The 21368-nt window shown below is 49.7% G+C and carries 16 protein-coding genes; 7 read left to right on the top strand and 9 right to left on the bottom strand.

What is annotated here, in order from left to right; genetic code table 11:
* Window positions 1-76: 76 nt before the first annotated feature.
* Window positions 77-1153, top strand: coding sequence for an aromatic ring-hydroxylating oxygenase subunit alpha (locus RF679_RS15460; RefSeq protein ID WP_309481523.1), 1077 nt, complete (start codon window positions 77-79; stop codon window positions 1151-1153).
* A 236-nt stretch (window positions 1154-1389) separates the two neighbouring features.
* Window positions 1390-2748: an APC family permease gene (locus RF679_RS15455; protein WP_309481522.1), complete on the top strand. Its 1359-nt coding sequence runs from the start codon at window positions 1390-1392 to the stop codon at window positions 2746-2748.
* Window positions 2749-2835: 87 nt separating this feature from the next.
* Here RF679_RS15455 and RF679_RS15450 read toward each other — a convergent pair whose 3' ends face one another.
* Both RF679_RS15450 and RF679_RS15445 read right to left on the bottom strand, forming a co-directional pair.
* The gene (locus RF679_RS15450) at window positions 2836-3189 is read right to left on the bottom strand and encodes a hypothetical protein (protein ID WP_309481521.1); all 354 of its coding nucleotides are present in this window, start codon (window positions 3187-3189) and stop codon (window positions 2836-2838) included.
* 21 nt (window positions 3190-3210) lie between these two features.
* Window positions 3211-3537 (bottom strand): DUF2322 family protein, encoded by a 327-nt coding sequence (locus RF679_RS15445; RefSeq protein WP_309481520.1) that lies wholly within the window; start codon window positions 3535-3537, stop codon window positions 3211-3213.
* Between the two features lie 299 nt (window positions 3538-3836).
* Between RF679_RS15445 and RF679_RS15440 the strand changes: the two genes are divergently transcribed.
* Window positions 3837-4184, top strand: a complete 348-nt coding sequence (locus tag RF679_RS15440) for a hypothetical protein (RefSeq protein ID WP_309481519.1) — start codon at window positions 3837-3839, stop codon at window positions 4182-4184.
* A gap of 93 nt (window positions 4185-4277) precedes the next feature.
* Here RF679_RS15440 and RF679_RS15435 read toward each other — a convergent pair whose 3' ends face one another.
* The 6 genes from RF679_RS15435 to RF679_RS15410 all read right to left on the bottom strand — a co-directional run bounded on the left by RF679_RS15435 (window position 4278) and on the right by RF679_RS15410 (window position 13011).
* Window positions 4278-4772 (bottom strand): DNA-deoxyinosine glycosylase, encoded by a 495-nt coding sequence (locus RF679_RS15435; protein ID WP_309481518.1) that lies wholly within the window; start codon window positions 4770-4772, stop codon window positions 4278-4280.
* 178 nt (window positions 4773-4950) lie between these two features.
* Window positions 4951-7425: a GH92 family glycosyl hydrolase gene (locus tag RF679_RS15430; RefSeq protein WP_309481517.1), complete on the bottom strand. Its 2475-nt coding sequence runs from the start codon at window positions 7423-7425 to the stop codon at window positions 4951-4953.
* 155 nt (window positions 7426-7580) lie between these two features.
* Entirely contained in the window at window positions 7581-9041 is a 1461-nt protein-coding gene (locus tag RF679_RS15425) for a glycoside hydrolase family 47 protein (RefSeq protein ID WP_309481516.1), read from the bottom strand.
* A 114-nt stretch (window positions 9042-9155) separates the two neighbouring features.
* Complete coding sequence (locus RF679_RS15420; RefSeq protein ID WP_309481515.1) at window positions 9156-10112, bottom strand: carbohydrate kinase family protein; 957 nt, start codon at window positions 10110-10112, stop codon at window positions 9156-9158.
* The gene (locus RF679_RS15415; protein WP_309481514.1) at window positions 10105-11394 is read right to left on the bottom strand and encodes an AGE family epimerase/isomerase; all 1290 of its coding nucleotides are present in this window, start codon (window positions 11392-11394) and stop codon (window positions 10105-10107) included. Before RF679_RS15415 ends, RF679_RS15420 begins: the two co-directional genes overlap by 8 nt.
* Before the next feature lie 180 nt (window positions 11395-11574).
* The gene (locus RF679_RS15410; protein ID WP_309481513.1) at window positions 11575-13011 is read right to left on the bottom strand and encodes an MFS transporter; all 1437 of its coding nucleotides are present in this window, start codon (window positions 13009-13011) and stop codon (window positions 11575-11577) included.
* Window positions 13012-13683: 672 nt separating this feature from the next.
* On the opposite strand from RF679_RS15410, the gene RF679_RS15405 reads away from it, so the two are divergent.
* Window positions 13684-14955 carry a hypothetical protein gene (locus RF679_RS15405; protein WP_309481512.1) on the top strand — a complete coding sequence of 424 codons (1272 nt, stop codon included), beginning with the start codon at window positions 13684-13686 and terminating at the stop codon, window positions 14953-14955.
* A gap of 12 nt (window positions 14956-14967) precedes the next feature.
* On the top strand, window positions 14968-15387 hold the full coding sequence (locus tag RF679_RS15400; protein WP_309481511.1) for a type 2 periplasmic-binding domain-containing protein: 420 nt from the start codon (window positions 14968-14970) through the stop codon (window positions 15385-15387).
* 122 nt (window positions 15388-15509) lie between these two features.
* Here RF679_RS15400 and RF679_RS15395 read toward each other — a convergent pair whose 3' ends face one another.
* On the bottom strand, window positions 15510-16541 hold the full coding sequence (locus tag RF679_RS15395) for a Leu/Phe/Val dehydrogenase (protein ID WP_309481510.1): 1032 nt from the start codon (window positions 16539-16541) through the stop codon (window positions 15510-15512).
* A gap of 421 nt (window positions 16542-16962) precedes the next feature.
* Here RF679_RS15395 and RF679_RS15390 point away from each other — a divergent pair, with 421 nt between their 5' ends.
* Both RF679_RS15390 and RF679_RS15385 read left to right on the top strand, forming a co-directional pair.
* Entirely contained in the window at window positions 16963-18165 is a 1203-nt protein-coding gene (locus RF679_RS15390) for an efflux RND transporter periplasmic adaptor subunit (RefSeq protein ID WP_309481509.1), read from the top strand.
* 1 nt (window position 18166) lies between these two features.
* Complete coding sequence (locus RF679_RS15385) at window positions 18167-21355, top strand: efflux RND transporter permease subunit (RefSeq protein WP_309481508.1); 3189 nt, start codon at window positions 18167-18169, stop codon at window positions 21353-21355.
* Window positions 21356-21368: the final 13 nt, after the last annotated feature.

The raw sequence follows: 21368 nt of genomic DNA, 5'->3' as shown, positions 1-21368 counted from the left end.
TTTTATATTTGTATTGTTGAATCATGTATCGTGCTCAGTGCTCGGAATTGAGCGCACTAGCATGGAGGAGTGAGTTTTGCCTGCAACGAAAACCTTGGCTGAAATGTGTACCGAATTACCGCTCGATGTGGCGGTGGCTTTGCACGCTGATTTTTATAAAGATTCCCAATGGCTCGCGGTCGAGCAAGAGCAAGTGTTTGCCAAGACTTGGCAACTCGCCGCTCATGCTGGCGATTTACGTCACACCGGTGACCACGTGGTTTGCCAAATCGCGAATAAACCGATTTTGATCGTGCGTCATCAAGATGGGCAACTGCGTGCTTTCTACAATGTGTGCAAGCATCGTGCGGGGCCGATTGCGACTTGCAAAGGCTCGGCGGCCAAGAGCTTGCAATGTGCATACCATGGTTGGACTTATAGTCTCGATGGGCAACTGCGCAGCGCTACCGAGATGCAGGGGGCGCAGCAGTTTGATGTCGGCACCATCCGGCTCAATGATGTTCGGGTGCATGAATGGAACGGCTTGGTATTCGTCGCCTTAAGTTCGGATGTGCCCGCGTTCGATGAAGTGTATGCTGGCATCGCCGAACGCATCGTGCCACACGATTTATCGACCATGCGTTTCGCTAAACGTGATTCATACGAGCTCGCCTGTAATTGGAAAGTCTATGTCGATAATTTCCTCGAAGGCTATCACTTACCGTATGTGCATCCGGGGTTGTCCAAAGTATTGGATTACCGTGTCTACGATACCGAGCTCTTTGCTTGGTATTCCTTGCAGCATTCTCCCCTGCGTAACAATGAAGGTATTTACGGTGATGGGCACGCCTATTACTACTTCGTGTACCCCAATGTCATGCTGAATATCACGCCGGGCCGTTTGCAAACTAATCGCATTATTCCGCTCGGCCATGAGCGTTGTGTGGTGGAGTTCGACTATTACTATACCGATGATCCTGAGGTGCAAGCGAGGGCTGCCAGCGAGCAAGCTTTCAGTGATGAGATTCAAGCCGAAGATATCGCCATTTGCGAGCAAGTGCAGCGAGGTTTAGCCTCTGGCGTGTATGAAGCAGGGCGCCTTAATCCTAAACGTGAAAGCGGCGTGTGGCATTTTCATAATCTGTTGCGACGTGCGTATGCCCAGCAAAAATAAAGAATGTAGGTTGGCGCTGAGCCAAGCGAAGCCCAACAAAATAAACGCGATGTCGACAATAATGCAGAAGCAACGCCGTAGGTTGGTGCTGAGCAAAGCGAAGCCCAACATAAAGGACAGAATCGCGCCGCATGAAATGAATCCCAACCAAACATTCGTCCTCTGGACGCTGGGCATTGCAGCCCAGCCTACACGTTGCATCTCATCACGATCTCTTATTCTGAAACGGAACCTCCATGTCCGACCAAACTAAACCGCTAGGCTTTTGGATGTGCACGGCGCTGATCATCGGTAACATCATCGGCATGGGCATTTTCATGTTACCTGCCTCGTTGGCGCCGTATGGATGGAATGCTTTCTTAGGATGGGCAGTGACGTTACTCGGTTGTGTGATGATCGCATTGGTGTTCGCGAATCTGGCGCGCGCCTTTCCACAAGACGATGGCCCTTATGCCTATTTTCGACGCGCGTTTATTCCTAACGAAGGAGAGCTGCCCAGCGCTCCATGGCGCAAGGGTGTTGGCGAGTTGGCGAGCTTTTTTGCTTTATGGTCTTACTGGGTCTCGATTTGGATTACCAATGCCACGGTGGCGATCGGCGTGGTCGGCTACCTCAGCAGTTTCGTCCCTACCTTGAATCAAGCAAGCTGGTTTGCGCCGACGGCGTCTTTAGGTTTGATATGGTTTTTTGTTGCCATCAATATTTTCGGTGCGCGCACTTCGGGCCACGTGCAAATGGTCACCGTCATCATCAAGCTGATGCCGATGTTGGGCGTATTGCTACTGGGTGCGTATGTCTTGCTGTTCGAACCCGTCTTGTTTCAACAATACGTACCGACGCAAGCGCCGAGCCTTGCGGGCACAACGGCAGCGGCAACCATCGCCATGTTCGCGATGTTAGGTGTTGAGAGTGCGACCATCCCGGCTGGCAAGGTGAACGATCCACGACGGACGATTCCACGCGCGACCATGGTCGGCACCATGTTGGCGGCTTTCATCTACATCGGCGTATCGGCGATTCCGCTGTTGTTACTGCCGTCGAATGAATTAGCTCAATCGAGCGCACCCTTTGTCGATTTATTCCAGCGATATCTACCAGGTCAAATGTCGCAATGGATTGCCTTGTTCGTCATCGTCAGTGGCCTCGGTGCTTTGAATGGTTGGACCTTGTTGGTCGGCGAAATGACTGCGTCAATGGCATCGCATGGCGTCTTCCCGGCTGCCTTGGCGAAATCGAATCGTCACGGCGCCCCAGCAATCGCATTAGTGCTCACTGCCGCCTTGGCCAGCGTGATGATCTTGATGAACTATAGCCGCAGCCTAGCGCAAGGATTCACTTTCTTAAGCGTGATGGTCACCGCTGCCAATATGCCGCTCTACGCCTTCGGCACGGCGGCCTTGTTCGTGTTCTGGAAGCGCGGACAACTACAAAGCACGAGCCCACGTCTTTTGGTCGCCGCTGCTGTCTTTGCGATGCTGTATATCGTGTGGGTCAGCGTCGGTATCGGTAGTGAGTCTTTGCTATGGGTGAGCGTATTGGGACTAGCGGGTTTGCCTGTTTATTGGGGGACGCGTTGGTGGAGTAGCAGATCCTGAAAGCGTTAAGTCGAAGCGCATTTATTCGAGGGAGTACCGCTTTTCGCTATTGCGATCGATTCGCTGTTGATATTCCCTTGATTGACACTAGTAAAACACTTCATTTCCAATCATTCCAATTTTCCCTTTGTACCCGGCATTTTCAAGTAAAGTGGTTGCTTCCTTTAAACGTTTTTTCTCGAGATTCGGTGATTCAATAAGCCACACGTGCGTGGCAGGCTTTGAATTCTGCAATGCTTTTGAAAATTCAGTTGTCGTTTTGTATGTGGTACTTGCAGATCTTTTTAAGCCACTACTAGGAACGAGAGTTTGCCACTCGACGATATAACTATCTGGCGTGACCTTAACCTGAAGAATCGTCGTTCTCTCAATTTGTTTGGCACCGGCAAAGAAGCTGACTGTGGAAAGTATGAATGCCGAAATGATGGATTTTGGTTTCATAAAGACTCCGAAGTATTGAATCTAGACTTGGATACCAATCGATTTTGCTTGCAATGTTTGTCCAGTTTCCTTTAACTGAATTAAGCGATCAATATTCGGATGCTTACCAGGAAATGCCACCGCATCTGCCGTGTGTTCCGCATACAGCGTTAAACCCTTCTCTGCTGCAGCAACATTAATCGCACCAAACTCGGCGATCAAGGCGTGGTAGACCCGCACACTGCCGGCCGAGCCTGGTTTGTTTTCAATGCGGGCGACAGGCGTGGTTTGATCTTCCGATGAAAACAACTCGATTGCGGCGATATGGTCGATGCTCGTTAGACTGGCTAAGACTTCACTAAATTGCATGGGCTTCCTCTTGGATTGAGACCATGGACTGAAACCATGGATTGAAAAACGGCGATAAAAAGATGAGAGAACTTGTCTTCTGATTCATCTTTTCGAAGTCGGTATTTTAACGCTCGCCTTGAAGTATTGCCTAACAGTACTCAGCGTGCTTTCAAGAAATTTTGGAGGACCTGTCAACTGCTTTGAAATTGCTCGCGTTGTGGAAGGGCGTAGCAAAGCACTACGAGTAACAAACAAAATACCTGATTGCTTTACCCGAATAGTCTTAAATTAATCATTGAAATTTTAGAGGATAGATCATGAAACTCATCAACAAATTAATGTTGTCCGCAGCTGTTGCAACGATCGCCATGGGTTCTGCAATGGCACAAACACCAGCAGCAAAAGTAGAGGCTGCAGCAGCGAGCGCAGCTTCTAAAGCAGCAGTCGCAAAACCAGCTGAGAAAGCTGCAAGTGCAGCCGCTAGTGCAGCAAGCGCGCCAGCAAAACCAGCGGCGAGTGCAGCTGCTAGTGCATCCGCTAGCGCAGCAGTGGTTTCACCACGCGACGCCGCAACTGGTCAAGCATCTGGCAAGCGTCAGCACGCACCCAAAGTAGAAGCTTCTGCTTCAGCCGCGTCTGCTGCATCTACACCAACTAAGAAGTAATTGATGATGTCACTGGTTGCCAGTTAAGATTGGCACCCAGTGAGGCATCAAGCAGTAAAGAAAACGACACTAGTACCGGCTAGTGTCGTTTTTTTATGGGCGCAACTTTTTCCACTGCTTCAGTTTTTCGGCATACGCCAAAGTGTAAGCAGGGCTGCTCGATGGTAGTTGATGGATTTGGAAATCCTCAGCGCGTGGGCCGAGAATCTTGAGTCCGATTTTACTCGCCGTGCCGCCATTGAATGCAATACGACGTAGCGCTGGTAAGGTGGAAAGCAGCGCAAGAAGATCATTGTCATCGCGCTCGATGATCTTGCTATCAAGACTGCCCTCGCGTTTGGCTTGCGCCACTACATCCCATAAACCGATGCGATGCGAGAGCAAGCTTTGCAAACGTTGTTGGTAGTTTTGGTTCACCAAATCGATAGCAAACACATCCGATAGTAAATGCCAAAAACGATTTTGCGGATGCGCATAGTATTGTTGTTGCGCAAGCGAGGCGTCGCCTGGTAAGCTGCCTAAAATTAGCAACTCAGTGTGTTCATCGACTACCGGTGGAAAGCAGCGCTTATTGAGATCGCTTTGCACGTTCAATTTTTCCCCGTCAAAAGAAACGTTGATTTAATTGGCGATGCTCGGAGACAGTGATGAGCATGGATTTTCCAGAATGGCGAACAATATCTGTCTCAAGTAAAGTGTCCGCCATTCTAGAAGAATTTGCACGAAATGTAATTCTGAATAAATTCCAACCTTCGCAGTTGGGGTCTTAAGGCATACGCCCCGACAAGCCTTGCGGCAAGTTTTTCGATTGCGTGCCCCAGCCGTTCTGATCAAAGCGATCATTCATTTGGAATTCCAAGGTGCCGCCTTGTTGCAAGGCTTCCCAATCTAAGAATACTTTGTCTTGCGCTTTGCCATTGAAGCGTGCTGCGTGGATGAAGTTATTGGTGTTAGTACGATGTCCGAGGCTGTTGATGGTCAAGGTTTTGCCATTGCCGAGATCGATCTCTGCATTGATAAATTTGGGTGCATGTAGCAAGAACTGACCGGTGCCGGGAGTCGATGGATACAAACCGAGAGCGCTGAACAAATACCACGCCGACATGGTGCCAAGATCATCGTTACCCGTCACGCCATTCGGCGCATTGCTGAATAAGATGTCAGCAGCGCGTGCCACGATGGCAGTCTTCCATGGTTGACCGATGTGGGTGTAGATCCATGGTGCGTGCAAGTCCGGTTCGTTGTTAGGGTTGTAGCGATATTGGTTGTAATAGCTGTAGGGGCCAACCACCCATTCTTTGCGCACCGCATGTTGCGGATCTTTCTGTAGAGCCTCGAGTGCGAAGAAGGCATCGAGGCGCTTACCGGCCATTTCACGTCCGCCCATTTCACTAACTAGCCCTGGCACATCTTGCTGCACCAGCCATTGATATTGCCAGGCCGTGCCTTCGTGAAAGCCGTGTTCTGAACGAGGGCTATAACTGCCATCGATTTCGGTGTACCAGTCACCGCCGTCGATACGGGCGCGAGGAAAACCTTTGAAACCCAGTTCTTGATCAACTACGCTGTTGTCCCACACTTGACGCCAATTCGCGCCGCGTTTTCTCAAGATCGCAGCATCTTCTTTTTTGCCCAGCGCTTGCGCCATCATGGCGAGGGCGGCATCGCCTTGTGCGTATTCCAAAGTGGCGGAACCACCGTGATGCGGATCGACATCCATACCTTTGGCAGGGAAGGCGCGATCATATTGCACGAAACCCAGTTGTAAATAGCTTGGATTGCCAGCGCGACCTTGGGCGCGGATTTTAAAGTCGGGCACGCCGAAAGCATTTTGACGCAGTGCTGCATACGCTTGTTTTTCTTTGCCCTTCAAGGCGCCATAACGCCACAGATCGACTAAGAACGGCGTCACAGGATCACCCGTCATTACATTGGTTTCATAACTGGCGTAACCCCACCGTGGCAACCATCCGCTCTGTTCATGGATCTTTAAAACAGAATTGGCGATGTCTTTGGCGCGCTGTGGTCGTAGCAAAGCCAACATTTGATTTTGCGCGCGATAGGTATCCCACAGCGAGAAGAACTCATAGTAGGTTTCGCCAGTGCGTCGATCGGTCGTGTGAATCTGATTATCCCAGCCACGATAGCGACCATCGACATCATTGCCCGTCAGTGGTTGTAGCAGTGTGTGATACAGCGCGGTGTAAAAGACGGTACGTTCATCTTGGCTACCGCCAGTGATGCGTATGCTGTTCAACTCTTTGGCCCACAAGGCCTGAGCTTTCTCGCGCATGGCATCGAAGCTCATCAGTGTCTCGCCGATTTTTCCTTCAGCGCCGAGATTGCGACGGGCGCCTTGGATATCCACATGCGAGATCGAGGTCACCGCGGTCACACTTTTGTCATGACTCAAATCGAAACTAAACCAGGCGCCGTGTGGACGCACTTCACCTTGTTGACTCAAACTACGCACACCTTCTTTACCACCAACTTCATTCCAGACACCATGCGTTTTGAATGGGCGATTGAATTCCATGCGGTACCAGGTCGTGTACTTGGTGCCGCCACAAAAACTCAAGGTGACGATCTTGGCTTCCAGCGTATGATCGTCGATCACTTGCAAACTGCTTCCAGCGACGGAGTGGCGTTCATTGGCTTGACCGACATTGACCAAGATATGGCCGCTGTTTTGATTCGCTGCGAAGGTATAACGCTCAGCTGCAACCCGCGTCAGTGCAGTGTTTTCTGCAGTGATCCCACCATAGCTGGTCAATTGCATTTTGAAATAACCCGCCGTCCCAACTTCGCCATCGTGGGTGTAATTGGAGGCATATTTTTTGTGGTCAAACGAGTTCGCTTTGCTGGTGTCGAAATCACCTCCGGGACCTATGCTACCGGTGACGGGCAACACGGACAGTTGACCGCCTTGCTCCCAGCATCCAGCGCCAGATAAGAAGAAGTGACCAAAGCCGCGAATTTTTGGATCGGTGTAACGCCAACCTGAGTAATGTTCGCCAATTGGGCTCACTTGTATCATGCCAAACGGTGCCGAGGCACCAGGGAAGGTATTGCCGTCGTCTTGGGTGCCGATGAAAGTATTGACCGGAGTTTTGGCTAAGACGGAGATAGAACTCGAACTCGAATGTTGTGCACTGGCGATGGGCGTGCTCGCCAAGATCACGAAAACACTGCTAAGGCTAAGTAGGGATTTGCACAAGCTGAGAGAAGAGGGGAATCGCATAGGTGATCCTTGGCGAGAATGGGATATTGGTGATGATATTGTTGTTGGTCTTTTTTTATTGCTGATGATGACATTGCAGAAGATGACGACTGTTCGTTCGCTTGCCTCATAAAACTAGAGAAACTGGGCCCCTGCCTGCGCAGGGGCGACCTCATCTAGTGATCAAGACGGTACGGGTGTGCCTCGGTATTGAAGGTCACTTTGTTGAAATCAAGTGCGGATTTTGGTGCGAATAAGAGGTAGTAGTATTTGAAGGTTTCGGCGAACACGAAGCTTTCCATGGAATCGGATTTCAAATCTGTCCGTACGTCTTTGAGCGCAGCATAACCGTGTTGAACGCGGCAGCGCTTGACGAAATCATTAAAGAATTCTTTGCCCATCACGCGGTATTTTGTGTCACCGGTGGCTTGATGGAGGTAGTAAGCGGATTCAATGATTTCAGGACGCAATGGATAAGCGGCGGAGACGACTTTCATATTCACGTAGTCGATTGCTTCAGGTTCGATGCCATGTAAGCGCCACATTTTGAGGCCAGATTCTTGCAGACGTTTAGCGCGCTCGAGATCGCCGCCCAAGACCAATAAAGCTGGCATGAAGGCATCTAATGCACCATACACGGTCGCCGTGCGTTTGCCGGTGTTCATATCGACATAGCCATACCAGAATTCACCGCGTACTTCGTCAGCCAGATGGCGATTAATGCCTTTGATGCTGGTGTCCCACATCGCTTTGCAGTCTTGATCGCCGAACAAGCGGTAGCACTTGTAGAGATATTCGTAGTAGGAATCAATCCCGCCCGCGATGTGCGCTGTGTTGTCGGTCCATTCGCCCGTTTCGACATTGATGCCAGAGCCGACTAAATCGAGCTTAGAACGACGTTCGTAGGTCGCCACCAAGGCTTTCTTTGCTTTATCGTAGTAAATCGGATTACCCGTTAATTTGCTGAGCATGCCGAATTCCAGCAAGAGAGTGCCGGTCTCCGCAGGATTGCTCACATTTCCATCGACCTTGCCCGTTTTGAGATTGACATGGGTGTAAGGCATGCCTGTTGGGGAGTTGAAAGCGGGCAGTAGGCGATCGCCCAAATCTTTGGCCAACTTGAGGAGACGCTCATCTTTCGTCATCTGGTAGCTGGAGAGCAAACCACCGAGCAATCGAATGGTGATTTCAAAATTTTGTACGCTGAGATCTTGATCAAAATTGAGTTTGCTGACGATCAACTCTTGCGCTTCTTTGGCTTCTTTATCCAAGCCCATGATCAACAACGTATCGAGTGCGTCGACCGGCGTCATCAAGAGTGAAGAACCATACCAATCATGGCTGCCTTGACTTAATGGTTTAAGCGCATCATGACCCCACGCGAATTGTTTATAGGCTTGCCACGCATGTTGGGTCTCTGCTTTAACACGTTCTGCCATGACAGCCGCTTCGGCATCGGTCATGGTGACGGCAGCTACAGTCCCAGCAGTCTTGCTCATGTTGCCTTTATTGGCCTTGTTAAGTTTAGTTTTGGTCGCAGAGTTTTGTTCTAGCGTGGTGGCGAAGCTCGAGGCCATAACGGAGAAGCTTAATGAAGCGATGGCGAATGCGAGGCACGGTGGTTTAAGCGATTTCAAGATAGTTTTCCTTGGTAAACAAGTCCTACAAATATGTCTTTAGATAAGTCTTCAAACAGGCTTTGGTTTTTGCAAAAATTCGAGCCAAAATAATTCAGTCCATATCAGCTCATATCAACTCATACTAGCGAAAAGCGGCGCAATATCAGCGACGCTTGGTGCTTGAGCGCCAGCAGCGAGGCAAGCAGCAGCACCACTGGCGACCGCAAAATTGAGATGCATTTGCGGGCTGCGTTCTGGATGTTGATCGAGGCTGTAAAGCAAGCCGGCAATGCTGGCATCACCAGCGCCAACCGTGTCCACGACTGCAATCTTGGGAGGTTGCGCATGCCAGCTGTGATCTTGATCGTCTCCCCGCAAGTGTAAGTGCGAGTGCAAAGATGCACCTGCAGCACCACGTGTGTATAAGATCATCGACTTCGGGTTCATGGCACGCAGTTTGGCAAAATTGTGCACGAGATCTGTGTTGCGGAAGAGGCCGATTAAGTCATCGTCCGACACTTTAATCACATCTGCCAATCCGCACATGGTGACCAGCGTGGCGTCGTAGTTCGCATCCATCAGCTTACGAAAATTCGGATCATAAGAAATCTTGACCCCTTGTGCTTTCAAACGCTGAGCGAGAGCAATCAGTTTCGGTGCAAGACGTGGGCGCGCCAAGCTGATGCCGCCAAAATGCGCCCAACGTAGGCGCTGATCCCAGCCCGTCGGTAATGCATCAGGATCAAAATATAAATCGGCCGCGTCATCACCAATAAAAAAATAATCGGGGGGCGACGTCTCACCAACGATAGCGAGCAAAGGAGATTTTGCATAGCGTTGAATCAAGCGGCAATCGAGTTCGGCTTGTTCGCTTGCGGCGTACAATGCGTCGCCAAATAAGTCGCAACTGATCGCACCAGCAAAGCCAGTCGATAGGCCGAGTTTGGCGAGACTGCGTGCGACATTCCAGGTCGATCCGCCGACCAAACTTTGCCATTGATCTGGTCCGGTACGTATCATGTCGGTCAGCGCTTCACCGGGGCAAACAAATTCCGGAAACGCGCGTGCGTCTTGCAAAATTTCACCCATGATGCGGCGTGCCTTCCTGATTCGCTATTCCCTTACCAAACGCGCCCAACACATTCAGCACTTCGTAGCAAGCGCCCATGGTGTGATAATCGGTTTTGCCAGCAGGGCTTTTCTCGTCGCTGATTTTGCTATTGTCATTGCGCAGAATGCGATACCAAGCACCGTGCTGATGGTCGATCATGTGTTGCCAACTGTATTGCCAGATCTTGTCATACCATTGCCAGTAGCTTTCTTTGCCAGTGCGCTTGGCCAAGCAAGCGGCGGCCGCGAAAGTCTCAGCTTGCACCCAAAAATATTTGTCGCCATCGCATACACTGTGATCGGGTGCAAAGCCGTAGCAGATGCCACCATGTTGCTCATCCCACGACGTTTCCATCGCGGTGGCAAACAGTTTTTCTGCGGTTGGGACTAGCCAAGATGCTTCTTCTTGCAAGTGTTCGGCGTAACCGTCGAGCAGCATCAATAATTTCGACCATTCAGTGAAGTGCCCCGGTTGGAAACCCCATGGTCGGAATAAATTCGCTTTGTCGTCGAGGTTGTAGTTCCAGTCGATTTTCCATTCGCTATCGTAGTGCTCCCAAATCTTGCCATCGGCTTGGGCGGCTTGGCGCAAAGTAATCGAGCGTGCGATTTTTTCTGCGCGATGTAGGAGCGCGAGATCACCAGTGGCTTGGTAGGCCGCGATCATCGCTTCGCAGGAATGCATATTGGCGTTTTGACCGCGATATGGATCGCGTACGCTCCAATCATCACTCGCTTGATCAGCATACAAGCCGTACTCTTCTTGCCAGAATTTGTCTTCCATTAACTGCACAGTTTCATACAAATGGTCTTTCGCCTCACTCATGCCTGCCATCAGAGCGTGGGCGTACGCCAATACTACAAAAGCTAAACCGTAGCAGTGATTGGTGCCATCGGTGATTTGTTTTTGACCGTCAGCCCAATTCAACTGCCAAGCGTAAGCGCCCGTGTTGGGATTGCGATGGACCTCGCGCAAAAAAGCGACCCCATGTTTGACTTGATCCAAGTACTCAGGCTGACCGAAATGACGATAGGCCATCGCATAGTTAAAGACAAAACGCGTGCTGCTGACGAGATGGCGACTGGCAGCGTCGTACACCGTTCCATCATCTTTGAAGTAGTGGTAAAAGCCACCACTACTGTCGATACAGCGCGGATGATAAAACGCCATGGTGTGCGCGATGTGCGCATGCAAGGTGTCGGCCGAACGGAAGGGCGGAAAAGCTGGCGATGCAGAAGAAGGAGTAGATGGCGCGTTCATTTTGAATCGAGAAAAAGGTGATGAAGCTAATGTACACAAGCCATTTTCACTCGACAACCAAAGCAGGGTTTTCACTCGCAGTTTATTCGGTTTACTAAACAAAAAAGCCACAGTGTTTGAGCACTGTGGCTTGCTTTGTGATTCAGTCAGATGATGGACTGAATTTGCCAGGCAATCGTATCAATGCGCCAGATCGACTTTCTTATCTAAGACGATGCCTTGGCTATGCAAAATGCCCTTCACGCGCCAAGCATAGAAGGCGAGATAAGCGAAACAAATCACACCGATAATGTAGCTTGCTTGAATGCCCATGTGGTCGGCCAAAGCACCTTGCGCCCAGCTAACAAAGCCACCACCCATAATCATCATGATCAAGTAGTTAGAACCTTGGCCCGTGTGTTTGCCGAGACCATTAATCGCCAAAGCGAAAATGCAAGGCCACAAGGTGCTGCAGAACAAACCGATGGATGTGAACGCATACACGCTGGTCATACCACTGGTGCTCATACCGATGAGCAGACCAATTATGCCGAGCCCCGAGAAAATCAAGAGCATGGAAGCGGGATTGCCTTTGCTGGCGATATCCGCTGCAATCAAGACTAAGATAATTGCCGCATAGACGAAGAAGGGAGTAAGGTCATGCTGAGCGATCGCATTAACCGCGAGGAAAACGCTAAACGCTAAATACGGCGCGAGGAATTTGGCGATCTTGGCGACACTCATGTCAAAGCCAAAAGCTTCTACGGCGCCCGTCCAACGGCCCATCATCAAGCTCGCCCAATACAAAGAAATATATGGGGCGATATCTTTGGTCATGAGTCCCAATTTGCTCTCCATGTAGGCCGGTAAATTACTCGCTGTGGAGACTTCCACACCGACATACAAAAAGATGGCGATCATACCCATTACCAATTGCGGATATTGAAGGGCTGACGTGCGACTGCTTTGTGCCGCGTCATGGGCGACTTCGTTCACTTGTGGACGATCGGGAATCGCCGAGAATTTCAAGAACACAGCGACGATCAAGAATGCTGCACCGAGCACCAAGTAAGGAATCTTGACGCTATCAATGCTAATCGCTGTGTTGGTCGCGGAAGGCGCGCCGAAGATGGCGAAGCTGACGATCAAAGGACCAATCGTGGTGCCGAAATTATTGACGCCACCAGCCAATGTCAAACGTTGCGAGCCTGTGCTTGGTGTGCCGAGTGCAATTGCCAAGGGGTTCGCTGCTGTTTGTTGCAAAGAGAAACCCAAACCCACTGTGAATAAACCAGCCAACATCAAATCGAAGGAGCCGGTATTGGCTGCTGGGTAGAACAACAGAGTTCCTAGGGCTGAAATGCCAAGCCCCAAGGCTAAGCCATTTTTGTATCCGATGCGATTAATCAAATCGTCTTTGATGATGGCCGAAACGATCAGGTACAAAATCGAGCCGACTGTATACGCCACGTAGAAGGCGAGCGAGACGAGCTGGCTTTGGGTTTGGGTCAGGTTAAATGCTTGTTTGAAGACGGGAATCAGAATGTCATTACTGGCGGCCACGAATCCCCAGAAAAAGAAGACGGTGACCAAGGGCATAAATTGCGCCCACTGCGTTTGTGCTTGTTTAGTAGTCATAGACGTGATGTTGTTATCGTTCGGAATGAAAGCGAGTCAATCGCACTCGACCACGTGCGGTGTCTCCAAACACATGGCGCTTGTGATGGTATACCGAGCGCTTTCGACTTGTATATTGAATCGACGTTTTTTTCTGGTGTTTATTTCGTTCGCTAAACAAGGGCTGCAACATTACAACGGATGCCGACGCATAGGTTGTTGAGTGCCATTGCGGAATTCGATCAAATTTATTTGCTGATGGAAATTGAATTGATGGATTTGTGATTGATTTGGGATTGGCTTTTTCTCAAATGATGATTGTCGTCGTGAGTCTGTCGCGGCAGTGGAGACCTTTGAAAACCTGATGGCGATGGTGGTATTAGTTCCCCTCGAATTCGGCGTATTGCATCAACGTCGCCTAAAGTGATGAAAAAGCTGTTCATTTGTCTATATTTCAAAAAATTCCATTGATGAAAGATTAAAGAAATGTTGTAAAAAAATAGCAAAATAGTTTTTTCTTGGAAAGAGGTTTGACCTACATCAGAATGTTGCTAGTATGAATTATTCCTGAAAAGAAATCCTTGTAACCTCAGGTGTTGCGATTCTTAAGTTTTGTTGTTCAAGCTTGTTGTTTCATCTTGTCTCACCCATCCATGAAAGTTTATGTGTGGCTTGCAAATAAAGGAAAACAATATGAAAGCGCGTCAAATTTATCCACTTGTAATAGCTGGCATTTCACTACTAACACTGAGTAGCGCTGCACGTGCAGATGAATTCAGTGATTGGTTTAAGGTTGATGGTTTTGGTACCGTTGGTGGCTACAAAGGAAATAGCACCGTGGCAGGTGTCCGCACTGAGCAAAGACAGCGGACTTTGTCATTTAATGAATGGAAGTTCGACGGTGATAGTCAGGCCTCTTTGCAAATGACGGTTAATCCGCATGGCAATCTCAAAGGCGTGGTTCAGTTGATTTCCAAAAAGGATGTCAACGGAAGCAATCAGCCAACCGTCGAGTGGGCCTATATTTCCTACCCAATTTCCTCGGAATTCGATTTCAAAATTGGACGTACCGTAGCGCCGATTTTTATTATGTCTGACTACCGCAATCTGAGTTACGCACAGACGACAGCACGTCCACAATCGGAAATCTATCAAGTGAACCCGATTACTTATCAAGATGGTGCGACCATGCGGTGGGACAAACGCGTCGGCCAAGGCAATGTGCAAGTCGAAGGTTTCTTCGGTAAGACCAAGGTCAGCGTGGCAGGTGGCGACGTTGATTTGAATCGTGTAAAAGGCCTGTCTTTAAAATGGGCGCAAGATAGTTGGTCGGTTCGCACTGGCTACTCTTGGTACGAAGCATCACTTAATTCTCCTTCCGTTGAAGCGAATATCGCGAGTCTGAAAGCAATTCCAGCGGCGGCCTGTACCAACTGCGCCTCCGCGATTGATGCGGTAGCGCCAAGAAAAGGAATTACCGCGACGATTTCGACCATCGGCGCGAGCTATGATGATGGTGAATGGTTGGCGCAAGCTGAATGGGCGAAGCGCGATACTAACTCGGTGGTGATTGCTTCCGTCACAGGATGGAATCTTTTGGGAGCACGCCGCATCGGCAACTTTACGCCTTACATTGGTACAGGTCGGTATCAGTTTGATGCAACCAAACCGAATTTAACACCAGGGCCATTCGCGCCTGCCGCATTGAAGGCACAACTGAATTATCTGAATGAATCTTACATTGCGACCGGCGATTCTAGCCGTACCGTGAATATGATTGGTGTACGTTGGGACTTTGCGAAAAATTTCGCCCTGAAGACGCAATTAGAAATGGCAAAGATGAAGTATCCAGCGGTTGGTGCTTCTAATGGTTACTACAGCTACGAGACCTCGATGCTTGGTAAGCCAAGTGGCTTCGACGGAAAAGTGTCGATGCTCACCGTGAATCTTGATTTTGTATTCTAAGCGAGGCCAACCATGAAACTATCAACGAAAACCTTGTTAGCAGCGGCATTGTTTGTGTGTGCAAATCTCGCGCAAGCTGAAAACGTCATTGTGGTGTCGTCAAAGAGCTCGGTGGCAAGTCTCACCAAAGATCAGGTCGCGGACATCTATTTGGGAAATTCTAAGGAGTTTCCTGGCGGCGGTCAGGCATTGCCCTTATTGCCAAGTTCCGGTGGTACTCGTACGGAATTTTTTGAAAAAGTGCTAGGTAAGAATGAAGCACAAGCGAAGGCAATTTGGTCCCGCTTGGTATTTAGTGGCAAAGGAAGCGCGCCTCGCGATGTGGCTGACTCCGCCGAAACCATCAAGCTGATTGCAGCAAATCCAAACTGCATAGGCGTGATCGAAAAGAGTGCCGTCAATAGCAGTGTGAAGGTGGTTTTCACACCATAGTATTGGGCAGCGAATTCTTTGCAATAAAAAATCCCAGATGAGCTTTTGCTGATCTGGGATTTTTTTATCGCCGATCGATTGGGCTCCTTGGAAAAAAGAACCTCAATCTCGACTTGTGAAGCTTATTTTTTGAAACGTTCTTCCGCCAAACGATCAGCGATCACGCTGGTAGGTACGCCTTCAGCATCAGCGCGGACGAATACTTCAGCCAAAGTTTCACCGATGCGACGAACATGGGCATCCATGCCGTCTTCTGGTGTGTTCATGTATTCGTAGCAAACTTTGATGATACCGCCAGCGTTGATGACGAAATCTGGTGCATACAAAATACCTTTTTGACGGCAAGCTTCACCCATTTCTGGAGTTGCCAATTGATTGTTTGCACCACCTGCGACGATTTTTACTTTGAGGCGAGACAAGGTGTCAGGATTCAAAGTCGCACCGAGTGCACATGGTGCGTAGATGTCAGCATCAACGTCGTAAATCGCATTGACATCAACGATGGTTGCGCCAAATTCTTCTTGAGCGCGTTTCAAAGAGTTTTGGTCGATATCAGCGACCACCAATTTTGCACCAGCTTCATGTAAGCGACGTGCATAGTCGTAACCAACATGGCCCAGACCTTGTAATGCCACGGTCAAGCCATCGAAGCTATCACGTTTGAAGTGATGTTTGACAGCAGCTTGTGCACCAACGAAGCAGCCTAAGGCTGTGAAAGGAGATGGGTCCCCACGATCGCCCAAGCCAGCAACGTATTTTGTTTTGCTCGCAACCGAAGCCATATCAGCAGGACTTGTACCAACGTCTTCTGCGGTAATATAGCGGCCCGCCAAACGTTCGAGTGCTTCACCAAGGGCTTCGAACAAAGCAGGGGTTTTATCTGTTTTTGGATTGCCGATAATTACGCTCTTGCCGCCGCCGATAGGCAAGCCAGCAACGGCGTTTTTGTAAGTCATACCGCGTGAGAGACGCAATACGTCGCGCACTGCTTCGGCTTCAGTGGCGTAATTCCACATACGGCAACCACCCATAGCTGGGCCGAGGTTGGTGTTGTGGACGGCGATGATGGCTTTCAAGCCGGATTTGGCTTCAGAGGCGAAAACGACTTGTTCGTGATTGTCAAAATTGACTTCGTTGAATACAAAGGCGGTCATGCTTATGGCTCCGCGCGGATACAGGTGAAGCGAGCGTTTTGCTGCTTACGCTGAGGCCGCAAAAATAAGTGGATGAAATGGTTTAGTTTTATTACGGGTGTTCTACAGGTTTTCATGCCATGGGTAATGGATGAAAAATCGGCGATTGTGTCGCGCGCGTCGCAGTATAAGTGGAAGCGGGGCTAATTTCAATCGAAGCAGCAATTGAAACAGCATTAGCAGTACAAGATTTAATATTTTTTTAATTAGCTATTTTGATTATTTATGTAGTGCTTTGAAGGCGCTCAGCAAAAACTGAAAAAGCACGTTTTCGTAAGTTCGTTCCTCCAAGCCGTAAATTCGTCGCCACTTCGTGACAAATGTAGGAACTTTACGTATGGTAACGCGTTCAAAGCTCGATTCATCTAAGGGAGATTTTATTATGTTGCGACCTAGTCTACTCATTCTCGCATTGTGTCTTAGTGTGAGCGCATGCAAGAAGGGCGCAAATCAGTCCGCCAGCGCCAGTGCTTCAGCACAAGTGACTGTGCAAGTGACAAAAGAAGATTACTTCACTATCGAAAACAATGCCTTGGCTTCTGGGCCCGTGATTACCGGTTCAATCCAGCCCGAACGTAAAGCCGACCTGCGCGCTGAAGTTTCTGCCATCGTGATGCAGGTCATGCGTGAAAACGGTGAGGTCGTACGCAAAGGTGACCTACTGGCACGTCTAGACGACACTAGCTTCCGCGATCAATTGGCATCGAGTGAACAAGCAGCGCGTGCGGCCCAACAAACGCTCGATCAAGCTGAGCGTCAATTGGAACGCCTGAAGACCTTGCGTGCCTCCGGTATGACTTCAATGCAGGCTTTAGAAGATGCAGAGATCCGTCGCAATAATGCCCAAAGCGAATTAGTCGCTGCCAAAGCCCGTGTGGTTGCCGCGCGTCAGCAAGTGCAACGGACCGAAATTCGCGCGCCTTTTGATGGCATTGTCAGTGAACGTAAAGTGTCGAACGGCGACACCGCCCAAATCGGTAAAGAGATCATGAAGGTCATCGATCCGACCAGTTTGCGTTTCCAAGGCTTGGTTTCTGCGGAATCGGTCAATGTCGTCAAAGCGGGGCAGTCGGTGAGTTTCCGTATCAATGGCTACGACCAGCAATTCGTTGGCAAAGTGCGTCGCGTTGATCCAGCGGCGAATGCGACCACGCGCCAAGTTGAGGTTCTAGTGGACTTCGTTGGTTCTAGTCAGCCTAAGGTGTCCGGTTTATATGCTGAGGGTCGCATCGAGGCAGGAAGCAGCCAAGCTCTGACGGTCATGAGCGGGGCATTGGTGCGCGACGGTGATAAGACTTTTGTGTGGGCTTTGCAAGATGGCTTGTTGAAGCGTTTGCAGATCACAGTCGGTGAGCGTGATGTACGACGCGGTGATTATGCCGTGTTGTCGGGACTCAAAGCTGGCGACAAAGTGCTGCGTCAACCGATGTCCACTTTTAAAGATGGATCGAAAGTGGTGATGATCCCATCCGCAGGAGCGACTTCTGCATCGACAACAAATGCTGCTGTGAGCGCATCAGCTGCTGCAGGTGCAAGCTCTAGCTCTTCAGCAAACACTCCATCCGCATCTGCGACAGGAAAATAATATGTTTCTATCAGACTTTAGTATTAAAAGGCCGGTAGCGACCATAGTCATCATCATTGTTTTGATGTGTGTCGGTTTGCTCGCCTTGTCCAAACTGCGTGTGAATGAAATCCCCAATGTACAAGAACCAGTATTGGGTGTTTCTGTGCCGTATCCTGGTGCGTCTCCAGAGACGGTCGAGCGCGAAATTGTGAATCGTATCGAGAAGTCGCTCCAAAGTATTTCCGGCGTGACGCAACTCAATGCGACAGCCAGTGAAGGTAGTGCCTACTTCCAGCTGCGCTTCAATTTTGATCGCAATATGATCGAAGCATCGGATGATGTGCGTAATGCGATTGCTGCCGTGCGTTACAAATTGCCGACTGAAATGCGTGAGCCGATTATCGAGCGGCGTGATCCCAATGATCAGCCGATCATGCAAATGGCTTTATCTTCCAAAACCAAAACGCACGCAGAGATCTCACGTTTAGCCGAAGATGATTTATCTGATCGTTTCCGCGCCATTGATGGCGTGGCCACCGTCGGCGTGAACGGTTCTCTGAAACGGGAATTGAGCGTTCTACTTAAGGCGCAAAAACTTCGTGAGTTCAATGTATCGGTGACGGAAGTTGTCAATGCTTTGCGAACCCAGAATGCGACAGCGCCAGTGGGTAAAGTGCGTGGTGTGATGGACGAGAAAAGTATTCGTTTGGTCGGTCGTTTAGAGTCACCTGTGGAGTTCGAACAAATTGTCGTCAAACGTCGCGGCGCTGAAGTGATTCGCTTAGCGCAAGTGGCGACGATTCAAGATGGCTTCGCCGAAATCAATGGTTTCAGCGTGCGCAATGGTAATCCTAACGTTGGTTTGATGGTGATGAAGTCGCGCGATGCATCAACAGTGACGGTCGCCAATCGTGTGCGCAAACAAGTCGACGAAATTAATAAGACGCTGCCTGAAGGCACCAAGCTAGAAATCACACAGGACGGCGGTAAGAATGCCCAAAAGAACTTGAACAACGTGATTGAGGCATTGATCTTTGGCGCGGTGTTGACGATTTTTGTGGTCTACGTCTTTTTGAATTCTTGGCGTTCGACTTTGATTACCGCCTTGAGTTTGCCGACCTCGGTGATCGCTGCTTTCATCGCGGTCTGGTTATGCGGCTTTACGCTGAACTTCATGACACTGCTCGGCTTGTCCTTAGCCATCGGGGTTTTGATCGACGACGCCATTGTAGTACGTGAAAATATTGTGCGTCACATGGAGAAGGGTTCGGATCGCCGCACTGCGGCTTTGAACGGTACAGCAGAAATTGGTTTAGCGGTGGCTGCAACGACCTTCTCGATTATGGCCGTATTTATTCCAGTGGCCTTCATGCCAGGTGTCTCTGGAGAATGGTTCCGTCCGTTTGCGTTGACGGTGACGAGTTCGGTGGCCGTGAGTTTGTTTATTTCATTCACGCTTGATCCTATGTTGTCAGCTTTCTGGGGCGATCCACCTGGGCATCACCATGCGCCGAAGACTGGCATCAGTCTGACTCTCGAGAGATTTAATAAGTGGTTCGATAGCAAGGCGGAGAGCTACGGTAATGTGATCGCTTGGGCGCTGCATCATCGTCGTTGGATGGCTGTGATTGCGATGGCGAGCTTTGTTGGGGCGATTGCTTTACACGTGAAATTTGGTGGAACCAGTTTCTTGCCTGCGTCCGATAGTGGCAACTTGATGATCAATATTCGTACGCCTTCTAGTTCGAGCTTGGAGTACTCGCGTTTGAAAGTGGAGAAAGCGGCGGAATTGGCGCGCACTTTGCCCGAAACAGTGGCGACGAATTCGAGCGTTAATATCACTGGTGGTCGTGTGTATGTCGACATCGGTAAGAGCACAGAGCGCAAACGTTCTGCCGCTGAAGTTGCCGTCAGCTTGCGCGCCTTGGTTGGCACCTTGGTCGGTGCCGAGTATGTGGTGCAAGACGATTTGAATAATGGCGGCGGCAAGCCCGTGCAAATTCGTTTCTCTGGCGAAGACTCGCGTAAGTTAATGGAAATTACAAGCGACTTCATGGAGAAGTTGCGTAAGGTCCCTGGCGCGGTCGATGTCGGTTTGTCTGAGCAAGATCCTAAAGACGAATTACAAATCGAATTGAATCGTGGCCTGGCCAACTCGTTAGGGATCTCAGTCAGTGATGCGGCAACCGCTTTACGCGTGGCCTTTGCTGGTGTTGAGGTCGGTGATTGGGTTGACCCAACCGGAGAAACGCGCGACGTTTCAGTCCGTTTAGACCCTGCTGATCGTGTAAGTGCCGACAATATCGAAACTTTGCCGATCGCCGTGACGGGCACCGATAAGATGGTGCCTTTGGAGCAGATTGCGGATATCAGTATGGGCAAAGGTCCTGCACGGATAGAGCATGCCGATGGAAAGCGTATGATCGCGGTTTCGGCGAACGTGCAAGGACGTTCGCCAGGTGAAGTGACATCGGAAGCCTTGAAAATAGCGAAGTCGATTAACTTCCCTAACGGCTACGGTATCGAATTGGCAGGTTCGGCGAAGAATCAACAAGAGTTGTTCACGGAAATGACGATCGCCTTGGTAATGGGGATTGGTTTGATGTATCTCATCTTGGTAATGCAGTTTGGTTCATTTACTGCACCGGGTGCCGTGATGTTGTCCTTGCCTTTGAGTTTGATTGGTGTGGTGATCGCCTTATTGGTCACAGGCGGCACATTGAATCTCATGAGTTTTATCGGCATTATCATGTTGATGGGCTTGGTGGCAAAGAATGCAATCTTGTTGCTCGATTGCGCAAGAGCGCGTGAAGCCGAAGGTCATGATAGAGAAGAAGCTTTAATGTATGCTGGTCGCATGCGTTTGCGTCCGATTTTGATGACGACTTTCGCATTGATTGCAGGTATGTTGCCTGTGGCGATTGGTGTAGGCGAGGGTGGTGAATTCTATCGTCCGTTGGCAATTGCGATTATCGGTGGCACGATCACTTCAACACTGTTGACTTTGCTGGTGGTGCCGACGTTCTACGACAGTATTGAGATTGCACGTGATCGCATGTTTGCGAAGTATGGCCGACGTGCAGAACGTTGGAATGCGTTTGTTGCTTTCGTCATGACTTTCGTCGAAGCCATCCTGACGTTGATCTTTGTCCGTTTAGTGTTCCGTTTCTTGATGTGGCCTTTTAAATCCAGAGTGGTTCGCAGTTAAGGGGCTAATTAAG

The organism is Undibacterium cyanobacteriorum (assembly GCF_031326225.1).
Lineage (GTDB): Bacteria > Pseudomonadota > Gammaproteobacteria > Burkholderiales > Burkholderiaceae_D > Undibacterium > Undibacterium cyanobacteriorum.
Note: the sequence above shows the minus strand (reverse complement) of the source record. Positions and strands in the feature narration are given on the sequence as shown.